Source organism: Mesorhizobium sp. WSM4848 (assembly GCF_055811375.1).
The window spans coordinates 163624-187977 of sequence record NZ_JBVVPX010000005.1; the positions used below are offsets into that span (position 1 = coordinate 163624).

General features: G+C 62.8%; 24 protein-coding genes and 1 pseudogene. 11 read left to right on the plus strand and 14 right to left on the minus strand.

Annotation, left to right across the window (positions count from 1 at the left end; all coding sequences use genetic code 11):
* Positions 1-72: 72 nt before the first annotated feature.
* The 5 genes from AC0L16_RS07555 to AC0L16_RS07575 all read right to left on the minus strand — a co-directional run bounded on the left by AC0L16_RS07555 (position 73) and on the right by AC0L16_RS07575 (position 5445).
* A complete protein-coding gene (locus AC0L16_RS07555; RefSeq protein WP_473619924.1) occupies positions 73-1362 on the minus strand; it encodes a class I SAM-dependent methyltransferase in 1290 nt (429 codons plus the stop codon).
* Between the two features lie 276 nt (positions 1363-1638).
* Complete coding sequence (gene rplI / locus AC0L16_RS07560) at positions 1639-2223, minus strand: 50S ribosomal protein L9 (RefSeq protein ID WP_473619925.1); 585 nt, start codon at positions 2221-2223, stop codon at positions 1639-1641.
* Positions 2224-2490: 267 nt separating this feature from the next.
* Positions 2491-2739 (minus strand): 30S ribosomal protein S18, encoded by a 249-nt coding sequence (gene rpsR / locus AC0L16_RS07565; RefSeq protein ID WP_027152676.1) that lies wholly within the window; start codon positions 2737-2739, stop codon positions 2491-2493.
* Entirely contained in the window at positions 2739-3221 is a 483-nt protein-coding gene (gene rpsF / locus AC0L16_RS07570; RefSeq protein WP_027152675.1) for a 30S ribosomal protein S6, read from the minus strand. Before rpsF ends, rpsR begins: the two co-directional genes overlap by 1 nt.
* A 298-nt stretch (positions 3222-3519) precedes the next feature.
* Complete coding sequence (locus AC0L16_RS07575) at positions 3520-5445, minus strand: LTA synthase family protein (RefSeq protein ID WP_473619926.1); 1926 nt, start codon at positions 5443-5445, stop codon at positions 3520-3522.
* A gap of 267 nt (positions 5446-5712) precedes the next feature.
* Here AC0L16_RS07575 and fabD point away from each other — a divergent pair, with 267 nt between their 5' ends.
* The 8 genes from fabD to gmk all read left to right on the plus strand — a co-directional run bounded on the left by fabD (position 5713) and on the right by gmk (position 12537).
* Positions 5713-6654 carry an ACP S-malonyltransferase gene (gene fabD / locus AC0L16_RS07580; RefSeq protein ID WP_473619928.1) on the plus strand — a complete coding sequence of 314 codons (942 nt, stop codon included), beginning with the start codon at positions 5713-5715 and terminating at the stop codon, positions 6652-6654.
* A 66-nt stretch (positions 6655-6720) separates the two neighbouring features.
* On the plus strand, positions 6721-6939 hold the full coding sequence (gene relB, locus AC0L16_RS07585) for a type II toxin-antitoxin system RelB family antitoxin (protein ID WP_202363426.1): 219 nt from the start codon (positions 6721-6723) through the stop codon (positions 6937-6939).
* Between the two features lie 46 nt (positions 6940-6985).
* On the plus strand, positions 6986-7723 hold the full coding sequence (fabG, locus tag AC0L16_RS07590) for a 3-oxoacyl-[acyl-carrier-protein] reductase (RefSeq protein ID WP_473619929.1): 738 nt from the start codon (positions 6986-6988) through the stop codon (positions 7721-7723).
* A 189-nt stretch (positions 7724-7912) separates the two neighbouring features.
* Positions 7913-8149 (plus strand): acyl carrier protein, encoded by a 237-nt coding sequence (locus tag AC0L16_RS07595; protein ID WP_006203723.1) that lies wholly within the window; start codon positions 7913-7915, stop codon positions 8147-8149.
* Between the two features lie 34 nt (positions 8150-8183).
* Positions 8184-9446, plus strand: coding sequence for a beta-ketoacyl-ACP synthase II (gene fabF / locus AC0L16_RS07600; RefSeq protein WP_473619930.1), 1263 nt, complete (start codon positions 8184-8186; stop codon positions 9444-9446).
* Positions 9447-9548: 102 nt separating this feature from the next.
* Positions 9549-10787: an endolytic transglycosylase MltG gene (mltG, locus tag AC0L16_RS07605; RefSeq protein WP_473619932.1), complete on the plus strand. Its 1239-nt coding sequence runs from the start codon at positions 9549-9551 to the stop codon at positions 10785-10787.
* Between the two features lie 179 nt (positions 10788-10966).
* Positions 10967-11857, plus strand: coding sequence for a YicC/YloC family endoribonuclease (locus AC0L16_RS07610; RefSeq protein WP_473619933.1), 891 nt, complete (start codon positions 10967-10969; stop codon positions 11855-11857).
* Between the two features lie 5 nt (positions 11858-11862).
* Positions 11863-12537 carry a guanylate kinase gene (gene gmk, locus AC0L16_RS07615; RefSeq protein ID WP_027152668.1) on the plus strand — a complete coding sequence of 225 codons (675 nt, stop codon included), beginning with the start codon at positions 11863-11865 and terminating at the stop codon, positions 12535-12537.
* A gap of 56 nt (positions 12538-12593) precedes the next feature.
* Here the strand turns inward: gmk and rsmA are convergent, their stop codons facing one another.
* The 7 genes from rsmA to AC0L16_RS07650 all read right to left on the minus strand — a co-directional run bounded on the left by rsmA (position 12594) and on the right by AC0L16_RS07650 (position 20647).
* On the minus strand, positions 12594-13433 hold the full coding sequence (rsmA, locus tag AC0L16_RS07620) for a 16S rRNA (adenine(1518)-N(6)/adenine(1519)-N(6))-dimethyltransferase RsmA (protein WP_473619934.1): 840 nt from the start codon (positions 13431-13433) through the stop codon (positions 12594-12596).
* A 22-nt stretch (positions 13434-13455) separates the two neighbouring features.
* Complete coding sequence (pdxA, locus tag AC0L16_RS07625; RefSeq protein ID WP_473620026.1) at positions 13456-14484, minus strand: 4-hydroxythreonine-4-phosphate dehydrogenase PdxA; 1029 nt, start codon at positions 14482-14484, stop codon at positions 13456-13458.
* Positions 14481-15413, minus strand: a complete 933-nt coding sequence (locus tag AC0L16_RS07630; protein ID WP_473619936.1) for a peptidylprolyl isomerase — start codon at positions 15411-15413, stop codon at positions 14481-14483. The genes pdxA and AC0L16_RS07630 overlap by 4 nt, the downstream gene beginning before the upstream one ends.
* 204 nt (positions 15414-15617) lie before the next feature.
* Positions 15618-18035, minus strand: a complete 2418-nt coding sequence (locus AC0L16_RS07635; RefSeq protein WP_473619937.1) for an LPS-assembly protein LptD — start codon at positions 18033-18035, stop codon at positions 15618-15620.
* Complete coding sequence (gene lptG, locus AC0L16_RS07640) at positions 18035-19117, minus strand: LPS export ABC transporter permease LptG (RefSeq protein ID WP_473619938.1); 1083 nt, start codon at positions 19115-19117, stop codon at positions 18035-18037. Before lptG ends, AC0L16_RS07635 begins: the two co-directional genes overlap by 1 nt.
* A gap of 16 nt (positions 19118-19133) precedes the next feature.
* The gene (gene lptF, locus AC0L16_RS07645) at positions 19134-20336 is read right to left on the minus strand and encodes an LPS export ABC transporter permease LptF (protein ID WP_473619939.1); all 1203 of its coding nucleotides are present in this window, start codon (positions 20334-20336) and stop codon (positions 19134-19136) included.
* Positions 20333-20647: a hypothetical protein gene (locus AC0L16_RS07650; protein WP_473619941.1), complete on the minus strand. Its 315-nt coding sequence runs from the start codon at positions 20645-20647 to the stop codon at positions 20333-20335. The genes lptF and AC0L16_RS07650 overlap by 4 nt, the downstream gene beginning before the upstream one ends.
* Before the next feature lie 478 nt (positions 20648-21125).
* On the opposite strand from AC0L16_RS07650, the gene AC0L16_RS07655 reads away from it, so the two are divergent.
* Positions 21126-22637, plus strand: coding sequence for a leucyl aminopeptidase (locus AC0L16_RS07655; protein WP_473619942.1), 1512 nt, complete (start codon positions 21126-21128; stop codon positions 22635-22637).
* Between the two features lie 19 nt (positions 22638-22656).
* Positions 22657-23106, plus strand: coding sequence for a DNA polymerase III subunit chi (locus tag AC0L16_RS07660; protein ID WP_473619943.1), 450 nt, complete (start codon positions 22657-22659; stop codon positions 23104-23106).
* A 115-nt stretch (positions 23107-23221) separates the two neighbouring features.
* Here the strand turns inward: AC0L16_RS07660 and AC0L16_RS07665 are convergent, their stop codons facing one another.
* Positions 23222-23392 carry a hypothetical protein gene (locus AC0L16_RS07665; protein WP_473619945.1) on the minus strand — a complete coding sequence of 57 codons (171 nt, stop codon included), beginning with the start codon at positions 23390-23392 and terminating at the stop codon, positions 23222-23224.
* On the minus strand, positions 23376-23864 hold the full coding sequence (locus tag AC0L16_RS07670) for a MarR family winged helix-turn-helix transcriptional regulator (protein WP_473619946.1): 489 nt from the start codon (positions 23862-23864) through the stop codon (positions 23376-23378). The genes AC0L16_RS07665 and AC0L16_RS07670 overlap by 17 nt, the downstream gene beginning before the upstream one ends.
* A 99-nt stretch (positions 23865-23963) precedes the next feature.
* Here AC0L16_RS07670 and AC0L16_RS07675 point away from each other — a divergent pair.
* A pseudogene (locus tag AC0L16_RS07675) lies at positions 23964-24332 on the plus strand (antibiotic biosynthesis monooxygenase family protein).
* Positions 24333-24354: the final 22 nt, after the last annotated feature.

Here is a 24354-nt window from a genome sequence, read left to right on the forward strand (position 1 = left end):
GCGGCGACGGCGAGACCTTTTTCAGCGTGTGGGCCGGCAATGGCAAGCGGCAATGGCGTGATCGCCGGCGGTCTATTCCATATCCGCCACCTTGCGGCGCCGGGCGGGCTTGGCGGCAGGGGCTTTTGGGCGATGCCCCATGTCGCGCAGCTGCAACACCTTCTCGCATTTGGCCATATAGTCGCGAGACATCGGCAGCGTGTCGTTCTTTTTGGCGAGCTGGATTTGGAAGACCACCAGATCCTGCCAGCGGAATGCGGCTTCCGAGGCTGCCAGATAGAACTCCCACATGCGGCAGAAACGCTCGTCATAGATCGCCTTGGCCTTGTCGCGGTTGGCGGCAAAGCGCTCGCTCCAATGTCTCAGCGTCTCGGCATAATGTAGCCGCAGGACTTCGATGTCGGTGACGATGAGGCCCGACTTTTCGATCGCCGGCATCACTTCCGAGAGCGAGGGGACGTAGCCGCCCGGGAAAATGTATTTGCGGATGAAGGCGCTGGTTGCCCATGGCGCGCCTGAGCGGGCGATCGTGTGCAGCAGCATGACGCCGTCCGGCTTCAAGAGCGTCGCCGATTTGTCGAAGAAGGTGCGGTAGTGGTTGACGCCTACATGCTCGAACATGCCGACCGAGACGACGCGGTCGAAGCGCTCGTTGAGCTCGCGGTAATCCCTCACTTCGAAATGCACGCGGTTCTCCAGGCCTTGCGCATGGGCGCGGTCGGTGGCGACGCCATGCTGCTCTGTCGACAACGTCACACCTTGCACGTCGACGTCGAAGGACTTGGCGAGATAGAGACCGAGCCCACCCCAGCCGGAGCCGATGTCGAGCACCGTCTGGCCGGCCTTCAGCCTGAGCTTGGCCGCAATATGGCGCTTCTTGGCTGCCTGCGCCTCGTCGAGCGTCATGTCCGGCTGCTCGAAATAGGCGCAGGAATACTGCATGTCGTCGTCGAGGAAGAGTCTGTAGAGGTCGCCTGACAGATCATAGTGGCGCTGCACGTTGCGGCGCGCGCGCGCCGCCGTGTTGATCTGCTGCAGGCGGCGGAAAGCGTGACGCAGGCCCTCGATCGCCTTCGACCAGGTGGCGTCGATGCCGCCGCTGTCCATGTTCTGGAAGGCGATACGCATCACCCCCAGCACGCCGCCCTCGAGTATGTCGAGCTCACCGTCCATATAGGCTTCCGGCACCGCCAGCATCGGATCGAAGCTGATGGCGCGCTCGGCATGCGTGGTCTTGATGTGCATGTGCACCAGATCGCCGCTGCCGTCACCGAAAGTCACGGAGAGGCCTTTCGGTCCGGTGACCTTGAGATTGCCGGTGCGCACCAGGCGGTCGAGAATGCGTTTCAGCAGAATATTCATGAACAAATGTCCCCTCTCGATCAGACACGCTGTCTCGGCGCATTACCCGACAATCGAAATCGATTTCGGAAGGATCATGCGCCGAACCAAAGTCCTGCAGCGTCCTTTGCGCGTCCAAACGACGCGCGGCGCTATAGTCTGCATCAAGATATAGGGGGTCGAAAAGTTCCGTTTGGCACAAAAAAGCCCGGGCGAGGCGCCCGGGCGTTGGTCCAGAAATGACTGGAAGCCGACGAAACGTTTTAAAGCGCCGCTCTGACGCCTTGTGACGTGCAATCAGCCGTTGTCTTCGCCGCCTTCGAACTCGGCATTGGGATCGAAGAAGTTGTCCGGGCGCGCATTGTCGTTGATGTCGTCGCCATAGATGGCTTCGGCCGTGGTCAGCGTCTCGCCCTTGGCCTGGCGCTCGGCTTCATCGGCCGTGCGGGCGATGTTGAGCGTGATGGTGACCTCGACTTCCGGATGCAGCGCGATCGCTACATTGGTCAGGCCGATGGTCTTGATCGGCTGGTTGAGCAGGATCTGGTTGCGGTTGACCGAGAAACCTTCCACCGTCAGCAACTCGGCGATGTCGCGGGTCGACACCGAGCCGTAGAGCTGGCCGGTTTCGCCAGCCGAACGCACGGCGATGAAGCTCTTGCCGTCCAGCTTTTCCGAAATCTGCATGGCCTCGGACTTGCGCTCGAGGTTGCGGGCTTCGAGCTGGGCGCGCTGGCCTTCGAACTTCTTCTTGTTGGCTTCGTTGGCGCGCAGCGCCTTGCCCTGCGGCAGCAGGAAGTTGCGGGCGAATCCATCCTTGACCTTGACGGTATCGCCCATCTGGCCGAGGCGGGAAACGCGTTCGAGAAGAATGACTTCCATGGTTTTGTTCCTTCGTTTGGGCGCCAAATCACTGGCATCGACGCCGAATTGTCTGGAACAGGTCAGGAAGCTGAGGGCGTCGCCGCCGATGTCGCTGTCCTGCCTGTCGCGGCAGTTAGAGGTCTTGACCTCAACCCGGGATTTGATGGCAACCCCGCGGCGCCCGTCGCCGTGGGAAAAGCGGGCGGCGAACCGCCCGCTGGCTAGACCATGATCCCGAAAAGTGGAAACCGGTTTTCGGATAAGATCATGGTCAACTGATCAGTGTTAGCGAACCACGTAGGGCAGCAGGCCGAGGAAGCGGGCGCGCTTGATCGCCCTGGCGAGTTCGCGCTGCTTCTTCTGGCTGACGGCGGTGATGCGCGACGGCACGATCTTGCCGCGTTCGGAAATATAGCGCTGCAGCAGACGTACGTCCTTGTAGTCGATCTTGGGCGCGTTGGCGCCGGAGAACGGGCAGGTCTTGCGGCGGCGATGAAACGGGCGCCGGGTCGGGATCTGGTTGATGTCGACCATTATTCTGCACCCCCTTCAACAGCTTCGCGCGGACGGCGCGGGCCACGGTCTGCACCATCGCCACCGAAGCTGCGCGGCGGGCGGTCGCCGCGGTCGCGGTCGCCGAACGAGCGCGGGCCACGGTCACGGTCGCCGAAGCCGCCGCGTTCCGAGCGCTCTTCGCGCTTCTGCATCATTGCCGACGGGCCTTCCTCATGCGCATCGACCTTGATGGTGAGGAAACGCAGCACATCCTCGGACAGGCCCATCTGGCGCTCCATCTCGTTGAGCGCGGCCGGCGGGCAGGTGATGTCCATCAGCGTATAGTATGCCTTCCGGTTCTTGTTGACCCGGTAGGTGAGGGATTTCAGTCCCCAGTTCTCGACCCGGCCGACGGACCCGCCATTCGCGGAGATGACGCCCTTGTACTGTTCGACAAGCGCATCGACCTGCTGCTGCGAGAGGTCCTGCCGGGCAAGAAACACATGTTCGTAAAGAGCCATATTGTTCTTTGCCTTTCTTCGTTTCTCTCCCGGTCCCGGCGGCAAAAGCCTCTGCAACTTCTCTGACCCGGCGATCCCTGGCGGGGCGGGGAAGAAAGGAGCATGACGAGACGGTCGAGAGCGGAGACACGGGAGGCGGAAGCGCTTCTGGCTCCACACGAAGGTTTCGAAAAACCTCCGGCCCTCCGTTCAGCCCCCAGCAAGGACCGGCAGATTGCGGGCGTCTATACAGGAATTTGGCCGCAAGACAAGGGCGAGCCGAAAAACCGCCGCGCTCAGGACGACACGTCGCGCATCTTCAGCTTGTATGCGGGACCCGCTTGTTCACCGTCTCCGGGAAGAAATCGGGCGCTGCACGGCGCTTGCCGAACATCATGTCGTATTGCAGCAGACGGAAATCGCGAATCGCCGGGTCGATTTGCTTCTTGCGCGCCCAGTCGGGCGTGTCCTCGCCCGTCGGCGTTAATAACAAATTGCGGTCGACGACGCTGTAGCGCTCGCGCATCTGGCCGAGGAAGCCGGTGTAATAGGGGTGGCTGATCCCGGCCGTGGTCAGGACATGGTAGGGCAGAAAGGCTGGACTGACAGTGCCCATGTCCGCGACCGGACCGGTGCGGTTGGACCATACGATCAGCGGTGTTCGGTGATGCAGCAGCATCTGGTCGGGCGGCTCCTTGCGTGGCGCGACGTTATCCTTGAGGAAGCCGGTCTCGACATAGACCGGACCGAGCGGCGGCAGATGGTCGCCGAAGAAGGCGATGACCGTCGGTCGCCGCCGGTTCTTCGCCCATTCGATGAGGCGCTCGAGGCTCTTGTCGGCGTCGGATGCGCCTTCCGTGAAGCTCAGCAGCGAATCCTTTGCCCACTGGCTGGTCGGAGCCTGCACCTTGTGGGTCGGATTGTAATAGCGGTTCGGTTCATAGGGTCCGTGGTTTTGCAGGCTGACGGCGAAGTAGAAGAACGGATCGTCCGTGGCGTCGGCTTCGCGGATGATCTCGTCGGTCATCGCCGCGTCCGACGTCAGCGGGCCGCGCTTTTCGAGATATGGCATGTTTTCTTCGGACTTAAAGTCATCGAAGCCGAAATCGGCATAGACCGGCGTTCGGTTCCAGAACCAGCTTGTGCCCGGATGGATGGCGCGCGTCTCATAGCCCTGGCTCTTCAGGAACGTCGCCATCGACGGCACCGGCGCGCGGACATATTGCTGGTAGGGGATGCTGCCGGCCGGCAGGAAGGCGTTGGAAAAGCCGGTCAGCGCCTCGAACTCGACATTGGCGGTCATGCCGCCGAATTCGGGCGAGAACACGTGGCCGGAGCGCAGCGCCCGCACATTGGGAATCGGATCGGGCGTGATGGTGACGCCGGGCAGTTCGGTCGGATCCCAGAAGGATTCGCTCATGACGATGATGATGTCTGGCTTCTCGGCCGGCACCGATGCCTTCACGCCAGATCTTTCGATCGCCGCGATCGCCTTGTCGGAGTAGCCGGCAGGCGCGGGGACATGGGCCATTGGCACGTTGAGGGCGAAGGCCAGTGCGAAGCCGTTGGAGGCGTAATTTTCCTTCTGGTCCCACATGATCGGGATGATTTGAAGCCGGTCGCGGGTCCACGAGAACGTCGCGTAATCCATGATCGACACGAAGAAGGCGAGCAGCGGCACGGTCAGCGTCAGCCGGGCCAGGCGCCCCTTGCGACCGAGCGCCGGTACCCGGCGGCGCCACAGCCGCCAGCCATAAACGAGCAGCGACAGGCTGCCAACGATGCCGACCGCCAAAGCGATGGCGGTTCCCGGACGTTCGCGCACCAGCAGCGGCATCAGCGCCACGATCTGACGTGAATAGAGGAAATCGGTCGGATAGAGCGGATCGCCGAGATAGAGCGATTTCTGGTGGCCGACAAAGGCCAGCGCCAGCGTCAGCGGCGCGACGATCATCAGGCTCTGGTGGCTGCGGCCGAGCACGGCATCGAGGCCGATGAGGATCAGCGCGAAGATGATGATGGTGGTCCAGCCCGGCTTGAAGGGCTGCAGGAAGAAGCCGACAGTGCCGGCAAAGTCGCCGCGCACGATCAGTTCGATCGCAAAAACCAGGATGGTGGCGGCGAGAAGGCTGACGAGGCCATAGCGGATAACAGGCCATTTCCGGCCTGGCAGATAGCCGGTGGCCGGATCGCCTTCTAGAAACTGTGGCGCGGATTTGCCAACGCCTTTCTTAACCCTTGCCACCTTACAATTCCCCCGACCGTACACAAAAGTGTCATTGAGCTGTCATCGATATGTCACGAAAAGCTAGCGCCTGTGGCTGAATTAAGAAGAGCCAGCAAACGAATCGTGAGCGATTTTCATCATGAGTGATCGAAAAAAAGCCTTTTGGAACAGTTACTCGGCCAGCGATACCGAGCCGGAGCGGCCCGGGTCGGGCCGATGGCGGACTTGACTTGCCCGCCCGCCTTACGTCACAGGCAGGAAAAATCAGCCGCTTGGGAGGCACGCATGGCCGTCGCATTCACCTTTCCGGGACAGGGCAGCCAGGCTGTCGGCATGGGCAAGGACCTCGCCGACGCCTTTCCGGAATCGCGGAAGATCTTCGAAGAGGTCGACGACGCGCTTGGCGAAAACCTGTCGAAGCTGATCTGGGAAGGGCCAGAAGAGAGGCTGACGCTGACCGCCAATGCCCAGCCGGCGCTGATGGCTGTGTCGCTCGCCGCGATCCGGGCGCTGGAATCGCGCGGCCTCTCGCTGAAGCACAAGGTCGCCTATGTCGCCGGCCATTCGCTCGGCGAATATTCGGCACTTGCCGCCGCCGGTTTCGTTTCGGTCGCCGATGCCGCCCGGCTCTTGCGTATCCGCGGCAATGCCATGCAGGCGGCTGTGCCGGCCGGCGAGGGCGCCATGGCGGCGATCATCGGGCTGGAACAGGCCGATGTCGAAGCCGCCTGCGCTGAAGCAGCCAAAGATTCGATTTGCCAGATCGCCAACGACAATGGCGGTGGCCAACTGGTGATCTCCGGCGCCAGGGCGGCGGTCGAGTTGGCGGCGAAGCTGTGCACGGATAAGGGCGCCAAGCGGGCGCTAATGCTGCAGGTCTCGGCCCCCTTCCATTCGGCGCTGATGGCACCGGCGGCCGAGGTCATGCGCGACGCGCTGGCCGGCGTAACGAAGAACGCGCCGTTCGTACCCGTGGTTTCCAACGTGTCGGTCACGCCGTCCAGCGATCCGGATTCAATCGCCCACCGCCTGGTCGACCAGGTGACGGGGCGCGTGCGCTGGCGCGAAACGGTGGAGTGGTTTGGCGCCAACGACATTGCGACGCTGTACGAGGTGGGCGCCGGCAAGGTGCTGTCGGGACTGGCGCGGCGCATCAACCGCGACATCGCCACCAGCGCCGTCGGCACGCCGGCCGATGTCGAGGCGGCGCTGGCGGCATTGGGGTGAACCGCGTAAGCTTGAATTCACCGACGCTTGGCCACATGAATACAAGTATCCCAATGAGGTATGGGCATGGCCACGTCGATCCGCCTTTCCCCTGAAGTCGAGCAGCGCCTGGAGTTTCTCGCGGCCAAGACTGGTCGCAGCAAGGCCTGTTGTCTGCGCGAACTCATCGAATGCGGTCTGGAGGACATTGAGGATTATTATCTCGCAGCCGAGGTTCTGGAGCGGATCAGGCGTGGCGAGGAAACGACCGTGAACGCCGAGGACTTCTGGCGCGGCAACGTTTAGAGGTAGCCGAACTCACCGGCTTGTACGATTGAGAAGAGGATAAGACATGTTCGAATTGACCGGCCGCAAGGCGCTTGTCACAGGCGCATCGGGAGGCATCGGCGAGGCGATCGCCCGAGTGCTGCATGCCCAGGGCGCCATCGTCGGCCTGCACGGCACCCGTGTCGAGAAGCTGGAGACGCTGGCGGCCGAGCTCGGCGAGCGGGTCAAGCTGTTTCCGGCGAACCTTTCCAATCGCGACGAGGTCAAGGCGCTCGGCCAGAAGGTCGAGGCCGATCTCGAAGGCGTCGACATTCTTGTCAACAATGCCGGCATCACCAAGGACGGGCTGTTCGTACGCATGGCGGACGCCGACTGGGATTCGGTGCTCGAGGTCAATCTGACCGCAGTGTTCCGGCTGACCCGCGAACTGACCCATCCGATGATGCGGCGCCGGCATGGCCGCATCATCAACATCACCTCTGTGGTTGGCGTCACCGGCAATCCCGGCCAAACCAATTACTGCGCCTCCAAGGCCGGCATGATCGGCTTTTCCAAGTCGCTGGCGCAGGAGATCGCCACGCGCAACATCACCGTCAACTGCGTCGCCCCGGGCTTCATCGAATCGGCGATGACCGACAAGCTCAACGACAAGCAGAAAGAGGCGATCATGGCGGCGATTCCGACACGGCGCATGGGCACCAGCGCCGAAGTCGCCTCCGCCGTCGCCTACCTCGCTTCCAACGAAGCCGCCTACGTAACCGGCCAGACCATTCACGTGAATGGCGGCATGGCGATGATTTGACAGTTGCGGGAAAACACCCCTTTTCACCTTGGACCCCGGCCGATTTTCGTGTAATGCGGCCCGCAACCCGGCGGTTCGGGCAAAAACCGGTCCGGTGCCGTTGCGTTTCCGACACGACCATCTTTCAGCTTGATTAGCGGCATTCTGCCCGCTAACGAAGACAGACAAACAAAAGACGAGGATGCCCAAATGAGTGACACCGCAGAGCGCGTCAAGAAGATCGTTATCGAGCACCTTGGCGTCGATGCCGACAAGGTGACGGAGCAGGCGAGCTTCATCGATGATCTGGGCGCGGACAGTCTCGACACGGTCGAACTCGTCATGGCGTTCGAAGAAGAATTCGGCGTCGAGATCCCGGACGATGCGGCCGAAACCATCCTGACTGTCGGCGATGCGGTGAAGTACATCGACAAGGCTTCGGCCTGACGCTATTTGCAGTCATCACCGAGGAGGACCTGCGATGAGGCGTGTCGTCGTCACGGGCCTTGGGCTGCTTTCGCCGTTCGGCGTAGGCTTCGAGCATGGCTGGAAGGAACTTCTGACCGGCCGCAGCGCAGCCAAGCGCATCACCGAGTTCGAGGTGGAGGATCTTGCCTGCAAGGTCGCCCACGTCATCCCGCGCGGCAATGGTGAGAATGCCACCTTCAATCCCGAGACCGTTCTCGAGCCGAAGGAACTGCGCAAGATCGGCGACTTCATCCTCTACGGGATCGCGGCCGCCGACGAGGCGCTGAAGGATTCGGGGTGGGCGCCGAAGACGCATGAGGAGCAGTGCGCCACCGGCGTGCTGATCGGCTCCGGCATCGGCGGCATCGAAGGCATCGCCGAGAACGCGATGATCCTGAAGGAGCGCGGTCCGCGCCGCATCAGCCCGTTCTTCATCCCCGGCCAGATCATCAATCTCGTATCCGGCCAGGTTTCGATCCGGCATGGGCTGAAAGGCCCCAACCACGCCGTCGTCACCGCTTGCTCCACCGGTGCGCACGCCATCGGCGATGCCGCCCGGCTGATCATGTGGGGCGATGCCGACGTGATGGTCGCAGGCGGCACGGAAGCGCCGGTGACGCGGCTGTCGATCGCCGGCTTCGCCGCCTGCCGGGCGCTGTCGACCGACCGCAACGACGCTCCGGAAACGGCCTCGCGTCCCTATGACCGCGACCGCGACGGCTTCGTCATGGGCGAGGGCGCCGGCGTCGTCATTCTGGAGGAACTGGAACACGCCAAGGCGCGCGGGGCCAAGATCTATGCCGAGGTCACCGGTTACGGCTTGACCGGCGATGCCTATCACATCACCGCGCCGGCCGAAGATGGCGACGGCGCCTTCCGTTGCATGGTTGCGGCGCTGAACCGGGCCAAGCTGGCGCCCGCAGACGTCGACTACATCAATGCGCACGGCACCTCGACCATGGCCGACACGATCGAGCTGGGCGCCGTCGAGCGGCTGGTCGGCAACGCCGCGTCGAAAATATCGATGTCGTCGACCAAGTCGTCGATAGGACACCTTCTGGGTGCGGCGGGCGCCGCCGAGGCGATTTTTTCGATCCTCGCCATTCGCGACAACATCGCGCCGGCCACCATCAATCTCGACAACCCTGAGCGCGAAACGGCGATCGACCTGGTGCCGCACAAGCCGCGCACCCGCCAAATCGATGTGGCGCTGTCCAATTCGTTCGGCTTCGGCGGCACCAACGCCTCGCTGGTCTTCCAGCGCTACAATGGCTGACCGGTCCGCCGACCGGCACGGTCTATGCGTGTCGTCAATTTTGCCATATTCGCCCCTACTGTGCCCAAGGGGATTCGTTGCAAGATCAAACGGTAGGGCGCCATGAGCACAAATTCGGCGGACAACGGGCAATTCGGGCAACGGTCCGCACCGTCGGGTCCGATCGTGCCGAAAACGGCCAGCGAGGCATTGCGGCCTGAAGCCGGCACGCCGCCGCCCAAGCGCTCGCGCGCCTCGCGCAGCCAGTTCGTCGTGTTTATGAACTTCGTCATCTCCTTGGTGATGCTGTTGGTTCTGGCGGCCGGTTTTGCATTGTATTTCGGTAAGCAGGAATTCAACGAGCCCGGCCCGTCGGCCAATGCCGACACCTTCCTGGTCAAGCCGGACACCGGCGTCCAGGAAATTGCAGAGCAGCTCGAGCGGCGCGGACTGATCAGCGACGCGCGTATCTTCCGCGTTGGCGTGCGCGCTTTTGGCAATGATTCCGCCCTGAAGGCCGGCGAATACGAGATCAAGCCCCAAGCCTCGATGCGCGACATCATGGAGTTGCTGAAGAGCGGCAAGTCGGTAATGTATTCGCTGACCGTCCCCGAGGGGCTGACGGTCGAGCAGGCGCTGCAGCGCATCGCCGATCAGGCAGCGCTCGACGGCGATATGCCGGCGACCATTCCACCCGAGGGCAGCCTTGCCACCGACACGCTGCGTTTCACCCGCGGCGCGACACGCCAGCAGATGGTCGAAAAGCTTTTGGCGGACCAGAAGAAGCTTGTCGAGGAAGTCTGGCAGCGGCGCGCCCCCGATCTGCCTCTGGCCAGTGTCGACGACTTCGTCACCCTGGCTTCGATCGTCGAGAAAGAGACGGGCAAGGGCGACGAACGCTCGCGGGTCGCCGCCGTCTTCCTCAACCGGTTGGCCAAGGGCATGCGGCTGCAGTCCGATCCGACCATTATCTACGGCCTGTTCGGCGGCAAGGGCAAACCCGCCGACCGCCCGATCTATCAGTCTGACATCAAGAAGCCGACGCCCTACAACACTTATCTGATCAACGGCTTGCCGCCGACGCCGATCGCCAATCCTGGCCGTGCGGCACTGGAAGCCGTCGCCAATCCGTCGAAGACCGACGACCTGTATTTCGTTGCTGACGGCACCGGCGGTCACGTCTTTGCCGCGACGCTCGCCGAGCACAACGAGAACGTCGCCCGCTACCGGGCGCTGCAGAAGGATCTGGCTGATGAAGCCGCCAAGGCCGGTGCTGCCAAGGCCGACGCCGCCAAGGTGGAAGGTCAGACCGATGCGCCGGTTGACGACGGCGATGGCGACGCCGGAGCGGCGGCGCAGTAGCGCCGGACGGTTGTGAAGTCGTCCCTCCGATTCGTCTGATGGCAGGGACGTGCTGATTTTGTGATCAGGAGCGCCCTGCGTCCGATTCGACGCGAACAGGCGCTCCGGATTTTGAAGCCGCGCACGATCTGGCCCGGAACCGCTTCCGGGATCATGCGCCAGGGGGAAGCAAGGGCATCATGAATTTGCAGAGCATGACCGGTTTTGCACGGGCCGTCGCCGAACATGACGGCACGTCGATCGCCTGGGAGGTCAAGTCGGTCAACGGCAAGAGCGTCGAGGTCAGGCTGCGGCTGCCGCAAGGCCTCGAGCGGCTCGAGCCGGCCGTCAGGCAGACGGTGCAAAAGCGCTTTGCGCGCGGCAATTTCCAGGCAACGCTGACGGTCGGCCGCGCAGCCGGCCAGCAGGCGCAGCCAGTGGTCAACGAGGCCTTCCTGACAGATCTGGCGGGGCTGGCCAAGCGGCTGCAGGAGCAGTTCGGCGCAGCGCCTGCGACAGCCGACGGGCTGCTTTCGCTGCGCGGCGTGCTCGACATCCCCGAAACCGCCGAAACCGAAGAGGCGCGGGCGGCGCTCGACAGCGCGATACTCTCGGCGCTCGAAGTGGCGCTGGGCGGGCTGGAGCAGGCACGCCAGGGCGAGGGCGCCGCCCTGCGCTCGCTGCTGTCCGGTCATATCGACGCTATCGAGGCGCTGACGCTGCGCGCCGAGGCCGATCCGTCGCGTGAGCCGGCTGTGATCCGCGAACGGATTACCGAGCAGGTGCGGCTGCTGATGGATGCCTCCGCCAATCTCGATGCCAGCCGGTTGCATATGGAAGCGGCGTTCCTGGCCACCAAGGCCGACATCCGCGAGGAGATCGACCGGCTGAAGACGCATGTGGCATCCGGCCGGGTGCTGCTGGCAGGCGGCGGCGCCATCGGCCGCAAGCTCGATTTTCTGGCGCAGGAATTCAACCGCGAATCGAATACGCTGTGTTCGAAATCGAACGCCGCTGCGATCACCGCCATAGGGCTGGAGCTGAAGGCGGTCGTCGACCAGTTTCGCGAACAGGTCCAGAATCTGGAGTAACCCTGATGGTCGCCAAGGAGCCTATGGTTGCCAGGGATTTGGGTTCCCGCATTCGCCGCCGGGGTTTGATGCTCGTGCTGTCGTCGCCGTCCGGCGCCGGCAAGTCGACGATCGCGCGCAATCTTCTGGAGAGCGATTCCAGTCTCGAACTGTCGGTCTCCGTCACCACGCGGCCGCGCCGTGGCAGCGAGATCGAAGGCGTCCACTATCATTTCCGCACCATGCGTGAGTTCGAGCGGTTGCGCGATTCAGACGAACTGCTGGAATGGGCCGAAGTGCATGGCAATTGCTATGCCACGCCGCGTGAGCCGGCCGAACTGGCGCTGGCACAGGGCCGCGACATGTTGTTCGACATCGACTGGCAGGGCGCCCAGCAGCTCAAGGAGAAGATGCGCGCCGACATCGTCTCGATCTTCATCCTGCCGCCCTCGATGAAAGAGTTGAAGGCGCGGCTGAAGCGCCGCGCCGAAGACCAGGAATCGGTGATCGAGACGCGTCTGAAGAACGCTCGCAACGAGATCGAGCACTGGAAGGAATATGATTTCGTCATCATCAACGACGATCTCGACCGTGCCTTCGCCGAGGTGCGCGGCATAGTCATCGCCGAGCGGCTCAGACGCGACCGCCGGCCCGGCCTGTTCGATTTCGTCTCGGGGCTGCTCGACGAGAAGACGGATTAGGGGCGACTTTCCTTTCCCCACTGGGGGTCCACAAGGGGAGGAAGGGACCTACGCAGTTACACTGCGTTGGTCAGTCGCACGAATTCCTCGACGTCAAGCGTTTCGGCGCGGCGGGTCGGATCGATGCCGGCGCGGGTGAGCAGGGCTTCGCCGCCGAGGCTCTTGACGCTCTGCCGCAGCATCTTGCGGCGCTGGCCGAAGGCCGCTTCGGTAACGCGGCCGAGCTTCTTGACCTCGACGGGCAGGGGATTTGCCCGCGGCACCAGATGCACCACCGACGACACCACCTTGGGCGGCGGCGTGAAGGCTTGCGGCGGCACGTCGAAAGCGATTTTTGCCTCCGTCCGCCAGCCTGCCAGCACGCCCAGCCGGCCATAGGCATCGCTGCCGGGGCGGGCGACGATGCGCTCGGCCACCTCGCGCTGGAACATAAGCGTCATCGATGCGTAAAAGGGAGGCCACTCGGCCACGGTCAGCCAGCGTATCAAAAGTTCGGTGCCGATGTTGTAGGGCAGGTTGGCGACGATCCTCACAGATCCATCGCCCCCATGTGCGCCTTTGGCAAGCGCTGCAAAATCCGTCTTCAATGCGTCCCCGGCAATGATTTCCAATCGGCCCGGATAGTGATCTGACACCTCCGCGAGCGCTGCCAGGCAGCGCTCGTCGCGCTCGATGGCGATGACCCGAGCCGCGCCGTGGGACAGCAGCGCCCGAGTGAGGCCACCTGGACCCGGACCGACCTCGATTACCGTGGCATCGGTCAGGTCGCCGGCGGTACGGGCGACCTTGCCGGTCAGATTGAGGTCGAGCAGGAAATTCTGGCCGAGCGCCTTTTTCGCCTGCAACCCATGGCGTTCGATCACCGCGCGTAACGGCGGCAGCCCGTCGGTGCTCATGCGACCGCTCTCATGCAAAGCCTCATGCGGCGGCAGCCTTCGCCCCGATGTCGGCAAGCCTGCGGGCGAGCCTGAGCGCCGCAATCAGGCTGTCGGCCCGGGCTATGCCCTTGCCTGCGATATCGAAAGCGGTGCCGTGATCCGGTGACGTGCGGATGAACGGCAGGCCGAGCGTAACGTTGACCGCTTCATCGAACGCCAGCGCCTTCGCCGGAATCAGCGCCTGATCGTGATACATGCACAGCGCCACATCGTAGCCGGCTCGGGCGCGGGCATGGAACAGCGTGTCGGCCGGCAGCGGCCCGAAAGCGTCGATGCCCGCCGCCCTCAGCCTTTCGATCGCCGGGCGGATGATGCGCTCGTCCTCGGCGCCCATCGCGCCGCCTTCGCCGGCATGCGGATTGAGGCCGGCAACGGCAAGCCGCGGCTTGGCAATGCCGAAGCGATATTCGAGGTCGGCGGCGGTGATGCGGGCGGTCGCGACGATCAAATCCGTCGTCAGCGCTTCCGGCACCTCGCGCAGCGCAATGTGGATGGTGACCGGAACCGTGCGCAACTCGGGACCGGCAAGCATCATCACCGGCATCGCTTGTGCGCCGGTGTGGAGCGTCGCCAGATGCGCCAGATACTCAGTGTGACCGGGAAAACGGAATCCGGCATCGTAGAGCGGCTTCTTGGCGATCGGGCACGTAACGACCGCCGCTGCGCGACCGCCAAGGCAGTCGTCAACAGCGCGCTCGATGGCCTCGATGATGCCGGCGGCGTTGGCTGGGTGCGGCCGGCCGGGGTCGTCGACGAAGCGGGCGGCAAGCGGCATGACGGGCAGGGCGCGCTCAAAGACGCGCTGCGCTTCGGCTGGCACTGTCTCCGTGATTGGCACATCGGCGCCGAGCAGGCGCGCCCGTGCGGCAATCAGCGCCGGATCGGCTATAAGATAGAAGGGCGGCACACCGGCGCCGTCGCGCGCCTGCCAGGCGGCAATGGCGATTTCCGGCCCAACGCCGGATGGATCACCGGCGCTCAGCGCCAGCGCTGCCTCTGGCGGCTTCAGCGCTCGACGATGCGGGCTTTCTTCCGCAACTCCTCGACATATTTCGTGGAGAGCTCGTCGGTGTCCTTGCCACTCGAGCCTTCGCTCTGGAACACCATCTGGGCAGCCTTGTCGTCGGACACTTCGCGCGACGAGCAGATGCCGATGAACTCGACGCCGCGGTCTGTTTCGCGCGTGGGGGTGGCGCCGCCGACCTTGGTGGCCTTGATCTGGTCGGCCCAGTCCGGTGGCAATTGCGGCGCCAGTATCCGGCCGAGATCGCGAACGGTGACGTCGATCAGGCCCTTGGCGAATTCGCGCGAGGTGTTGCAGCCGTTGAAGCGGGCGCGCATGGCGTCGGCCTCGCGCTTGCGCTTGGACAGCGTCGCGCTGCGCTCGGCCGCCGGCACGACGAAAATGACCTGCTGCAGCATGTACTCCATGGCGGTCGGCTTGGTGCCGCCTTTGTCGAGCATGCGCCTGACTGCATCCTGTTCGCTCAACGCGCCGCCGCTCTCTGAGCGATGGCGCGCGGTCAGCGCCTGATTCCAGGCCATCTGGGAGCGGATGAACTCCTTGAAATGCTCCTTGCCGACGCCGGACTGCGCCATGACGCCATCGAGTTGCTTGAGCTGCATCTTGTTGGTCGTGGCAAAGCGCTGATAGGCGGCGTCGACCTGGGCATCGCTGATACGGATGCCGAGACGCTTGGCTTCGGCGACGCGCAGCGTCTGCTCGATCATTTCCTCGGCGGCATTGCCCTTCTTGCGCTGCAGGCGCAGGAAGGCAGCCCGATGCTGGATGTCGCCAGTGGTGATCGGTACGTTGTTGACGACGTATTTGATCTGGCTGGCGAAAGCCGGCGGCGTCATCATGGTGATCGAGGCTGAGGTCGCCGCCACCAGCAGCGCGAACCCTGCCGAAAAGAGGTATTTCCTCATCGAAAGCATCCCAATCCTATCTCGCTTGCGGCCCAATTTTATCGCATTCTGAGGGAACTGGAACCCGTGCCTGCCCTATGCGGCGAAACGATGTCGTTAGCCGCGATGTGCATCCACTTTGACGCACGAAGTACGCGCAAACACTTTGAATTTTTCGGGCCGTTGCGTTGGCCGGCCGCCCGTTCCGCCCGTCCGTTATTGGCCAGTCATCTGCTACTGGACAGTGTTGAAGGAGCTTTGTGTCGAGCCGAAATCGCCGAGCGTGCGGAACGACAGGTTGAAACCGATGTTCTGCGACACTTCCTTGGTGCTTATGTCGCGGGATTCCGAGAACGTCATCAAGTAGGTGAAGCATGAATCGCTATAGGCAAAGCCGACCCCGTCCTTGACCAGGACGCTTTGCTCCAGGTCGTAGGTGCCGGTACCGAAGACACGCCAGTTCTCGGCAAGTTGCGTCGAGGCGCCGAGCGTGACCTCGTTACGATCGGTCGTAAAGCCATAGAGCGGCTGAGCCTGGATGAAGGCGTATTTGGCGCTGAACGAAATCGGCAGGCCGAAATAGGCTGCCTTCACCTCGGCGCGGCGAACCTCGAAGCTCTGCTCGTCGAAGCGGCCGCTGACCGAGCCGGAAAGCCCGCTGGGGCTGTTGAAGCCGACAAGGCCGACATAATCGGAGGTCGTGTTCTCAAGGCCAGAATCGGCGCCGACGTTGACCAGGTCCGGCGCCGCGAAGGAGTTCTGGCCGTCAAGCTGGTAGGATTGGCCGAACAGCGCGTTGGTGCTCCAGCCATTGTCATAGGCGCCGGAATAGCGCAGCCCGACATTGGCGCGGGTGCCGCCTTCCAAGCGGTCGTAACCGGAGAATTTGTCGCGCTCGAACAATGTCGTGGCATCAAAGACGAAGCTCTGCGCGTCCTCGTTGGGAACAGCGAGGCCGCCGACATATTGCTCGTTCGGACGCACGAACACCTGCGCCATCGGCTCGAAGATGTGGCTGGAACTGGTCGACGAGAACAGCACCGGCCAACGCATTTCCAGCCCGGCGGTCGCCATGAAGCGGGCGAGCGACGATCGCATATCGTCGTCGACGCCGAGGTTAGACGCCATCTGATTGATGGCATTGAGCGATCCCGAAGAGGCATTGAGATAGCCTGCGTCGCCGCGCAGCGCCAGCAGCGGCGTCAGCAGCAGCCCACCATCGGTGGTGAAGGTGCGCTTCCATTCCGCTTCAGCGGTGAGACGGCCCGACTGGCCCTCGATGCCGCGGACTCTGTTGACGGACGCAGCGTTGTTCGGATCGGCAAGGACCGTATCCAGCCTGTCGCGGCTGATGGTCTGCGCGTTGACATTGAACGACAACTGCCCGCCGCCCACCGGCATGTCGGGGATGTAGGCGTAGTCGAGCGAGGGCAGCACCCAGGGCTGCTTGCCGGCGACTGCGGTCGGATCGTCAGGGAGTGTCTTTTCCTGGACCTCGAAGCGCATGGCGCGCACGTCGAAATAGTTGCGGCCGTTGAGGCCGGTCAGGTAGATCGAGGAGCGATGCACGCTATCGTTGAAGTCCTCGATGGCGTAGGTGCGTGAGAAATCATTGTCGGTCTGCAGCAGGACGTCCCAGCCGAAGTCCCAGCGCGGATTGATAGCGAACTGACCCTTTGTGCCCATCATGCCGCGAAACTTGTTCGGGTCGCCTGCCGCACCCGAATCGACATTGTGCCCGTCGTCGTCGATGAACTCGTCGGGATCCTCTTGCCGGATGCCGGCGATCTTCAGGCTGTACTGGCCGTTATTGAAGCGCTGGCGCCACTCGGCTTCGCCGAGGAAGCCCTGCTTGGTATAGCCGCTGCCGGTGACGGTGAGGTCGTAGGTTGGTGAGAGCGCGAAATAATAGGGGACCTTGACGCCGACGCCGAGGTCGCTCTCGTAGGCGATGCCGGGGATCAGGAAGCCGCTCTTGCGCTTGACGGTCGGGTCGGCAATCTCGAAGGCCGGCAGATAGGCGAGCGGAAAGCCGAAGAACTCGAAATTCGAATTCTCGAAGCGAACCGTCTTCTTTTCGCCGTTCCAGATGATCTTTCTGGCCTTGATGCGCCAGGTAGGCGCTTTGTCCGGTTTGTCCTCGCACGGCTCGCAGGCCGTGTAGACGCCGTTGTGGAACGTCGTCAGCACGCCGCCCATGCGTTCCGCGCTTTCGGCGGCGAAATAGGTCTTGTCGACGGTTTCGACACGCAGCGCGTTGACGAAGCCGTCGGCGAAATCGTCGGTGATGTCGACGTGCTGCGAATAGATCTTGGTGCCGTCGCTGTTGATGACCTCGACATTGCCGCTGGCGACGAGGCGTTTGGTGTTGCGATTGTATTCGACCCGCTGGGCGACGAGGCGGTTGCCGCCGTAATCGATCTGCACGCCGCCGACGGCCGTCACTGTCTGGTTGTCGTTGTCATAGACCAGCGTATCCGCCGCCAGCAGCATTTGCGAGCCGGAGGGAACGTCGGCTGCCATGCCGTTGATATCCTGGGCAAAAGCCGGGATATTCGGGACGACGCAAGCGAGCAGGCATGCCAAGGCGCTCGCCCCATAGAGGCGCGCCAAACCGGCCTGCCTATGGCTGCGCAAAACCGCCCCCCTCACTAGCCGTCTTCCTTGTACAGCAAGAAAGTCACCCCGAAGAACATAGCCACGACAACCGGAACCCATGCAGCCACGACTGTGGGTACGAATCCCGCCACGCCGAATGCCTTGACCAGCACTGTCACGACATAAAGCAGAAACCCGGCGAGGACGCCACCCAGAATCATCGTCGCGGATTGGCCCATCCTCGCAAATCGCATCGACACCGTTGCGGCGATCAAAGTCATGGCGACGAGAAGGAACGGCAGCGCTACCAATGAATCAAACTGCATGGCAAAGGCATTTGCCTTGAGGCCGAAGGAGCGGGCAACCTCGATCTTGTCGGGCAGATCGTAGAAAGGGATGGTTTCCGGGCGCGCCAGCCGCTCTTGCACGAACTCGGGCTTGAGATCGGTCGGTATGCGGTCGGTTGCCACCGATTGTATGTTGCCGTCCCGGAACACCTTGACGTCCTGCAGTTCCCAGTAGCCATCCCGCAAATAGGCGTGCGCTGCGTCCTTGCGTTCGACGATGTCGCCTTGCGGGTTGAGGACGAAGAAGGCGGCGTCGGCCATCTCCAGGCCCTGATTGAGGATGGCGCGCGCGCCGATGATGGTATCGCCGGAACTGGTTTTCTGCCGGATCCAGGGCTCGGCGTCGGCTGAGACGGTGTTCGACTTGCCGGAGCGGAGCTGGGTTTCGATTTTTTCGGACCAGGAAAACGCATAGGCGGCGATCGGATTGATGACGCCGACCGACAATACCCCGAACAGCAGCGCCCCAATGCAGCACGGCAGCAGGAATTGCCACGCGGATACGCCGGCGGAACGCGCGATGACCAGTTCATACCTGCGATTGAGCGAGACCAGCGTCGCCATCGCCGAGAACAGGCCAACGAACGGCACCGTCTGCAGCATGATCATCGGCATTCGCAACCCTGAAATGGCGAACGCCGTGCCGTAGGTAAAACCCGGCAAGCCGGTGGTGCGGCCGGAAAGCTCGGTGAAGTCGATTAGGAACACAAGCGCCAGGAGGCCGATGAAGAACCAGATGGTGATCGTCACGTAGCGGAAGAAGAAGTATCTGCCCAGTGTCCAGCCCATTAGCGTGTCCAGCCCATCAGCCGGCCCCTTGGCCAGAAGCGCCGCGCCTGGCGAAGCGGAGCTTCAGGGCGCTCCAGCCGTCACCGAAGCGGCCGGCGAAATTCGTCATCCAGTCGGCCCAGGCGACCGGCAGCTCCATGGTCCGGTTGGAGACGATGAACCATGTCGCGACTGCGGACGCCACGATAGGAACGCCGTAGACCATATAGGCGTATTGCGGAATGTTGTCGGCCTTCCCAGCGGCAAAGAAACCGAGCCAGCGCACGAAAAGGGCAATCGCGATAGACGTGATCAGCGGATGAATGCGCGCCTCGCGATGGGAGCGCGCGTCTCCCGCGACCGCAAGCGCGATCAGCGCGAAAACGAGTGAATAGGACCATTCGGAGAAACGCTGGTGGACCTCGGCCAGGTACTTGTTCGGCCTTTTCTGGAACATCTTGTCGTTCGGACTGGGATTGAGCAGGTACTGTGTCGTCCGGTCCTTCGGCAAGAGCAATACGTCCGATGAGGCCGACATGAAGGCCGACAGGTCGAAGGCATAGGAGGTGAACCGGATGACCGAAAGATCGCCGGCCAGCGTTTCGCGATGGATGACGCCGTCGTTCATCATCAGCACCCGCTCGTCGCCGCTTTCGATGATGGCGCCGCTCTTGGCGTAGTAGATGAGGTTGACGCCTTCTTCGCGTGAATCGGCGACGAAAATACCGCCAAGGCGGTTGTCCGGAAGCCGCTCGCCGATCTGCAGGAACAGGCCGTCGTCGATCTTGCGGAAGGTGCCTTCCTGGATGATGATCGACAGAAGATCGGCGCGCGACGACGCCACCAGCTCGCGGTTTTTCTGCCGTGCATAGGGGTCGACGCCGTTGTCGACGGCGAACGAAAAAACACTGGCCGCCAGCGCCAGGAGCATGATCGGCCTGACGATGGTCCAGCGCGAAGCGCCTGCGGCGTTCAAGACGGCAAGCTCAGAGTCGGAATTCATCGCGCTCAGTGTCTGCGCGACCGCGACCACCAGGGCGAAGGGCACGACGATCGGGACGATCGACGGAATGATCAGCGCAGCGACCTCGAAGAAGGTCAGCGCCGACTGCCCGCTGTCGGTCACGAGATCGATGCGGGCGAGCACCTGCGTCGTCCACACGATCGCCAGCGTCCAGATGAGCGCTGCGAGGAAGACCGCCAACGCACGACGCATGATGTAGCGTTCAACGACCTTCATGAAGGCTTTTCTCGATTTTGCCGAACGGCATCATGCCTCCAGACAAGGTAGTCGCCCGGCGACGCCTGCACAACCGGTCCGTTGGCGGTTCGATCTGGTTCCCGTCCCACATCGTTGTTTCCGGTGGCCGGAGTGTCGGCGGCATTGGATAAGAAAGGGCGAACATCAATGGTTAACAACAGGTTGCGGCAGTTGAGCGGGGCCGTGCCGCGACGAATCGCCATCGATTCCATCTGCCATATGGGATCGGATTCCGGCAAAGTCTTGCCAAATGCCGGAAAACGACCAAATGTCGCGCCGATCACTGACATGGCCGCCGCGACAGGTACAGGCATGAAAGCAGAAGTAACAGAATTGTGCAGCCAAGCCGGCCAGGAATCGATTTTTCACGGTGCGATCGTGATCGGCGCCGGTGCGGCGAGGGCTGGCCGTCGCCCATGCGCTGAAAAAGGCGGGCGTGCCGACGCTTGTCCTGGAAAAGGAAAGCCGGCTTGCCGAACCGTGGTGTCGACGGCACCAGCGCCTGCATCTCAACTCGCATCGCGATCTTCGACGCCTGGCGTCGACTATCCCGCAGGCAACTCCCGAGACCGACCCAAAATTGCGTCCAAGCATTTGCGGTTGCTTCGCCAATGCCAGAATTCAGGCCAACGCAATCACGCAGCAGATCGCCAGGCAGGGTCGATGATTGAAAATGGGGGTGGTGCTTCCGGTCGGAAACAGCCAAATATCTAGTTTCGTCAAGGCACTCTCCCGAAAACCCAACGCCCTTCCCGAAAGCAGGACATAATGACTTCGAGACCTTCGATCGCCTTTGCCAGGTTCGCAGTGCCCAAAAAAGGCAGCGTCTTCGTGCTGGCGGCCAACGATGGCGGTCTCGGCGACCCGGCAAAGGCTTGCGATCCGGCAAAGACCCTGGAGCGGGCGTTTCCGGTGGCCGACTTTTCCGGCAAGTTCGCCGGCCTTGTCGAAGTGCTGGCGCCGGAGGGCACATCGCTCGACCGGCTGGTGGCGGTCGGCGCCGGCAAGATCTCGGCGCTCGACGACTATGCCTGGCTCAAGCTTGGCGGCACCATCGCTGCATCCTTGCGCAAGGCGACGGAGGTGGCGGTCATGCTCAATCTGCCGGGTGCTGACGTTGGCGGCAGGCAAGCGGCACAGCTTGCCGCGGGCATTCTTCTGCGCAGCTATGCTTTCGACAAGTACAAGACGAAAAAGGACAATGGCGACGGCCAGCGCGATGGCAACAAGGCCGAGCCCAAAAAGCCGGTTAAGGTGACCATCCACACCGCCGATCCGGCGGCGGCGAAAAAGGCCTTCGCCGACGAGGTAGCGGTGATCGACGGCGTGCTCATGGCGCGCGATCTGGTCAACGAACCGGCCAATATACTGGGGCCGGTGGAATTCGCCGCGCGCGTCAACGAACTGGAAGCGCTCGGCGTCTCGGTCGAGATCCTGGTCGAGAAGGACATGAAGAAGCTCGGCATGGGCGCGCTGCTCGGCGTCGCACAAGGCTCGCCGCGTGGGGCGCGTCTGGCCGTCATGCGGTGGAACGGCGGCAAGGCCAAGGACAGCCCGATTGCCTTCGTCGGCAAAGGCGTCACTTTCGACACCGGCGGCAATTCGATAAAGACGGCCTCCGGCATGGAGGACATGAAGGGCGACATGGGCGGCGCGGCCGCGGTGACCGGGCTGATGCACGCGCTGGCCGCGCGCAAGGCCAAGGCCAATGTCGTCGGCATCATCGGGCTGGTGGAAAATGCAGTCGACGGCCATGCGCAGCGCCCCGGCGACATCGTCACTTCGATGTCGGGCCAGACCATCGAGGTGCTCAACACCGACGCCGAGGGCCGCCTCGTCCTGGCCGATGCGCTGTGGTACTGTAGCGATCGCTTCCAGCCGAAATTCATGGTCAATCTGGCGACGCTGACCGGCGCCACCATGGTCGCGCTCGGCCAGCACTATGCCGGGCTGTTCTCCAACAATGACGAATTGGCGAACAGGCTGACGAGCGCCGGGCAGGCGACGCAGGAACGCGTGTGGCGGATGCCGCTCGGCACCGAATACGACAAGCTGATCGATTCGAAAAATGCCGACATGAAGAACATCGGCGGCCGCTATGGCGGCGCCATCATCGCGGCGCAGTTCCTGCAGCGCTTCGTTAGGGATACACCCTGGGCGCATCTCGACATCGCCGGCACCGCGATGGGCGCGCCGTCCAGCGAGATCAACCAGTCATGGGCCTCCGGCTTCGGCGTCAGGCTGCTCGACCGGCTGGTGCGCGACAACTACGAGGAGTGAGGCCTTTCAAGGCGCGATCATGGCCGACGTCCTGTTCTATCACCTGACCGAATCGACACTGGAGGATGCGCTGCCCGGCCTGCTCGAGCGCAGTGTCGATCGCGGTTGGCGCGCCGTGGTACAGACCGGCACCGAGGAGCGGCGCGACGCGCTGGACCAGCATCTTTGGACTTTTAGGGACGATTCCTTCCTGGCGCATGCGACGGACCGCGAATCCTATCTGGCCGAACAGCCGATCCTTTTGACAACCGGCCATGACAATCCGAACGAGGCGCAGATACGCTTCCTGGTCGACGGCGCGGTGCCGCCGGAGCTTACCGGTTATGAGCGCGCCGTGTTCCTGTTCGACGGCCACGATGCGGCCCAGCTCGAGGCGGCGCGCACGCACTGGAAGACGATGAAGGAAGCCGGCCACGCGGTCACCTATTGGCAGCAGACTTCAGACCGGCGCTGGGAACGCAAGGCGTAAAGCTGCCGCCTTGGCTATCTCGATGCTGCTGGCAGCCATACCCAGAAAGGCGACGTCTACCCAGCGCGCGATGCGCGCTCTTGCCCCCCGGGCGATCCCTTGATCGGAAGCGGCTTCAGATCGAGCCGCCGCCACCAGTCGATGCACGGATGAAACCCGCCTTGATGGCCGCATCCATGGCCCTCGCGGCCTGAAAGCCGGAGCCTGGCGGAGCCAGAATCAGAATGGCGCTCGGCCAGTGAATTGAGACCGCTATCGTGCCGTAGCGGTCAGCTCTGCTCTTCATCGGTTTCTTCTCCTTCGAATTTTTTCCGCAGCGCCTTCATGACACGGCCCGCCGTTTCGAGATCTTCGATGGGAAAACCCTCCGCGAACGTGTTGACACGTGGGTCGTACAAACCGATCGCGGCGTCATAAGTCCGCTGTCCCTTGTCGGTCAGCACGACAAGCTGCGCGCGGCGGTGATGCGGATTGGGTTCGAACCTGACGAGCCCTTCCTTCGCCAAATCGTTGACGATGCGCTGCACGTTCTGGCGGTTGGCGCCGAGATCGCGTGCGAGCCACGCGACCGGCTGCGGGCGTTCGGTTGCGACAATGGCGCCGAGGATCTGCCAACGGGCGCTGGTCAGCCCCAGCGGAGCCACGAGCCGATCGCCCCACGTCAAAGTCAGGTTATTGACCCTGAACAGGCCGAGAATGAGATCGGTCAAGGCTTCACCCGCGAGGGTTCGGTTTGCGGTCTTCGTTGATTCATTCATTTGTCACCATAGGATGATATTGACATCATCATGTCAATTGGCTATGTGATGCATCATACCAGATCGACATCCTGCAACCAAAATGAAAAGGAATCTGTCATGTCTCTTATGCGCCCACTGGACCCAGCGTTCCCGATCGAACGTCAGATCGCAGTCGATGCTGCTTCCATCGTGCTCGTGAACCTGTTCACGCTCGACAAGGCGGACGAACAGGCCTTTCTTCGAGCCTGGCAGGACGATGCGCTGTTCATGAAACAGCAGCCGGGTTTCATCTCGACCCAGCTTCACCGCGCGGTCGGCGAAAGCCCTACTTATCTGAACTATGCCGTCTGGGGATCGACAGCAGACTTTCCGGACTGCGTTCATGAACCCGGAGTTCAGGGCGAAACTCTCAGTCTATCGGCTTCGGCGGTCGCATCCCCGCACCTGTTTCAAAAAGTCGGCGTGGCGGGCGTCTGCCTCGCGTAGGCGTTGGCTCAGCAAGAACTCG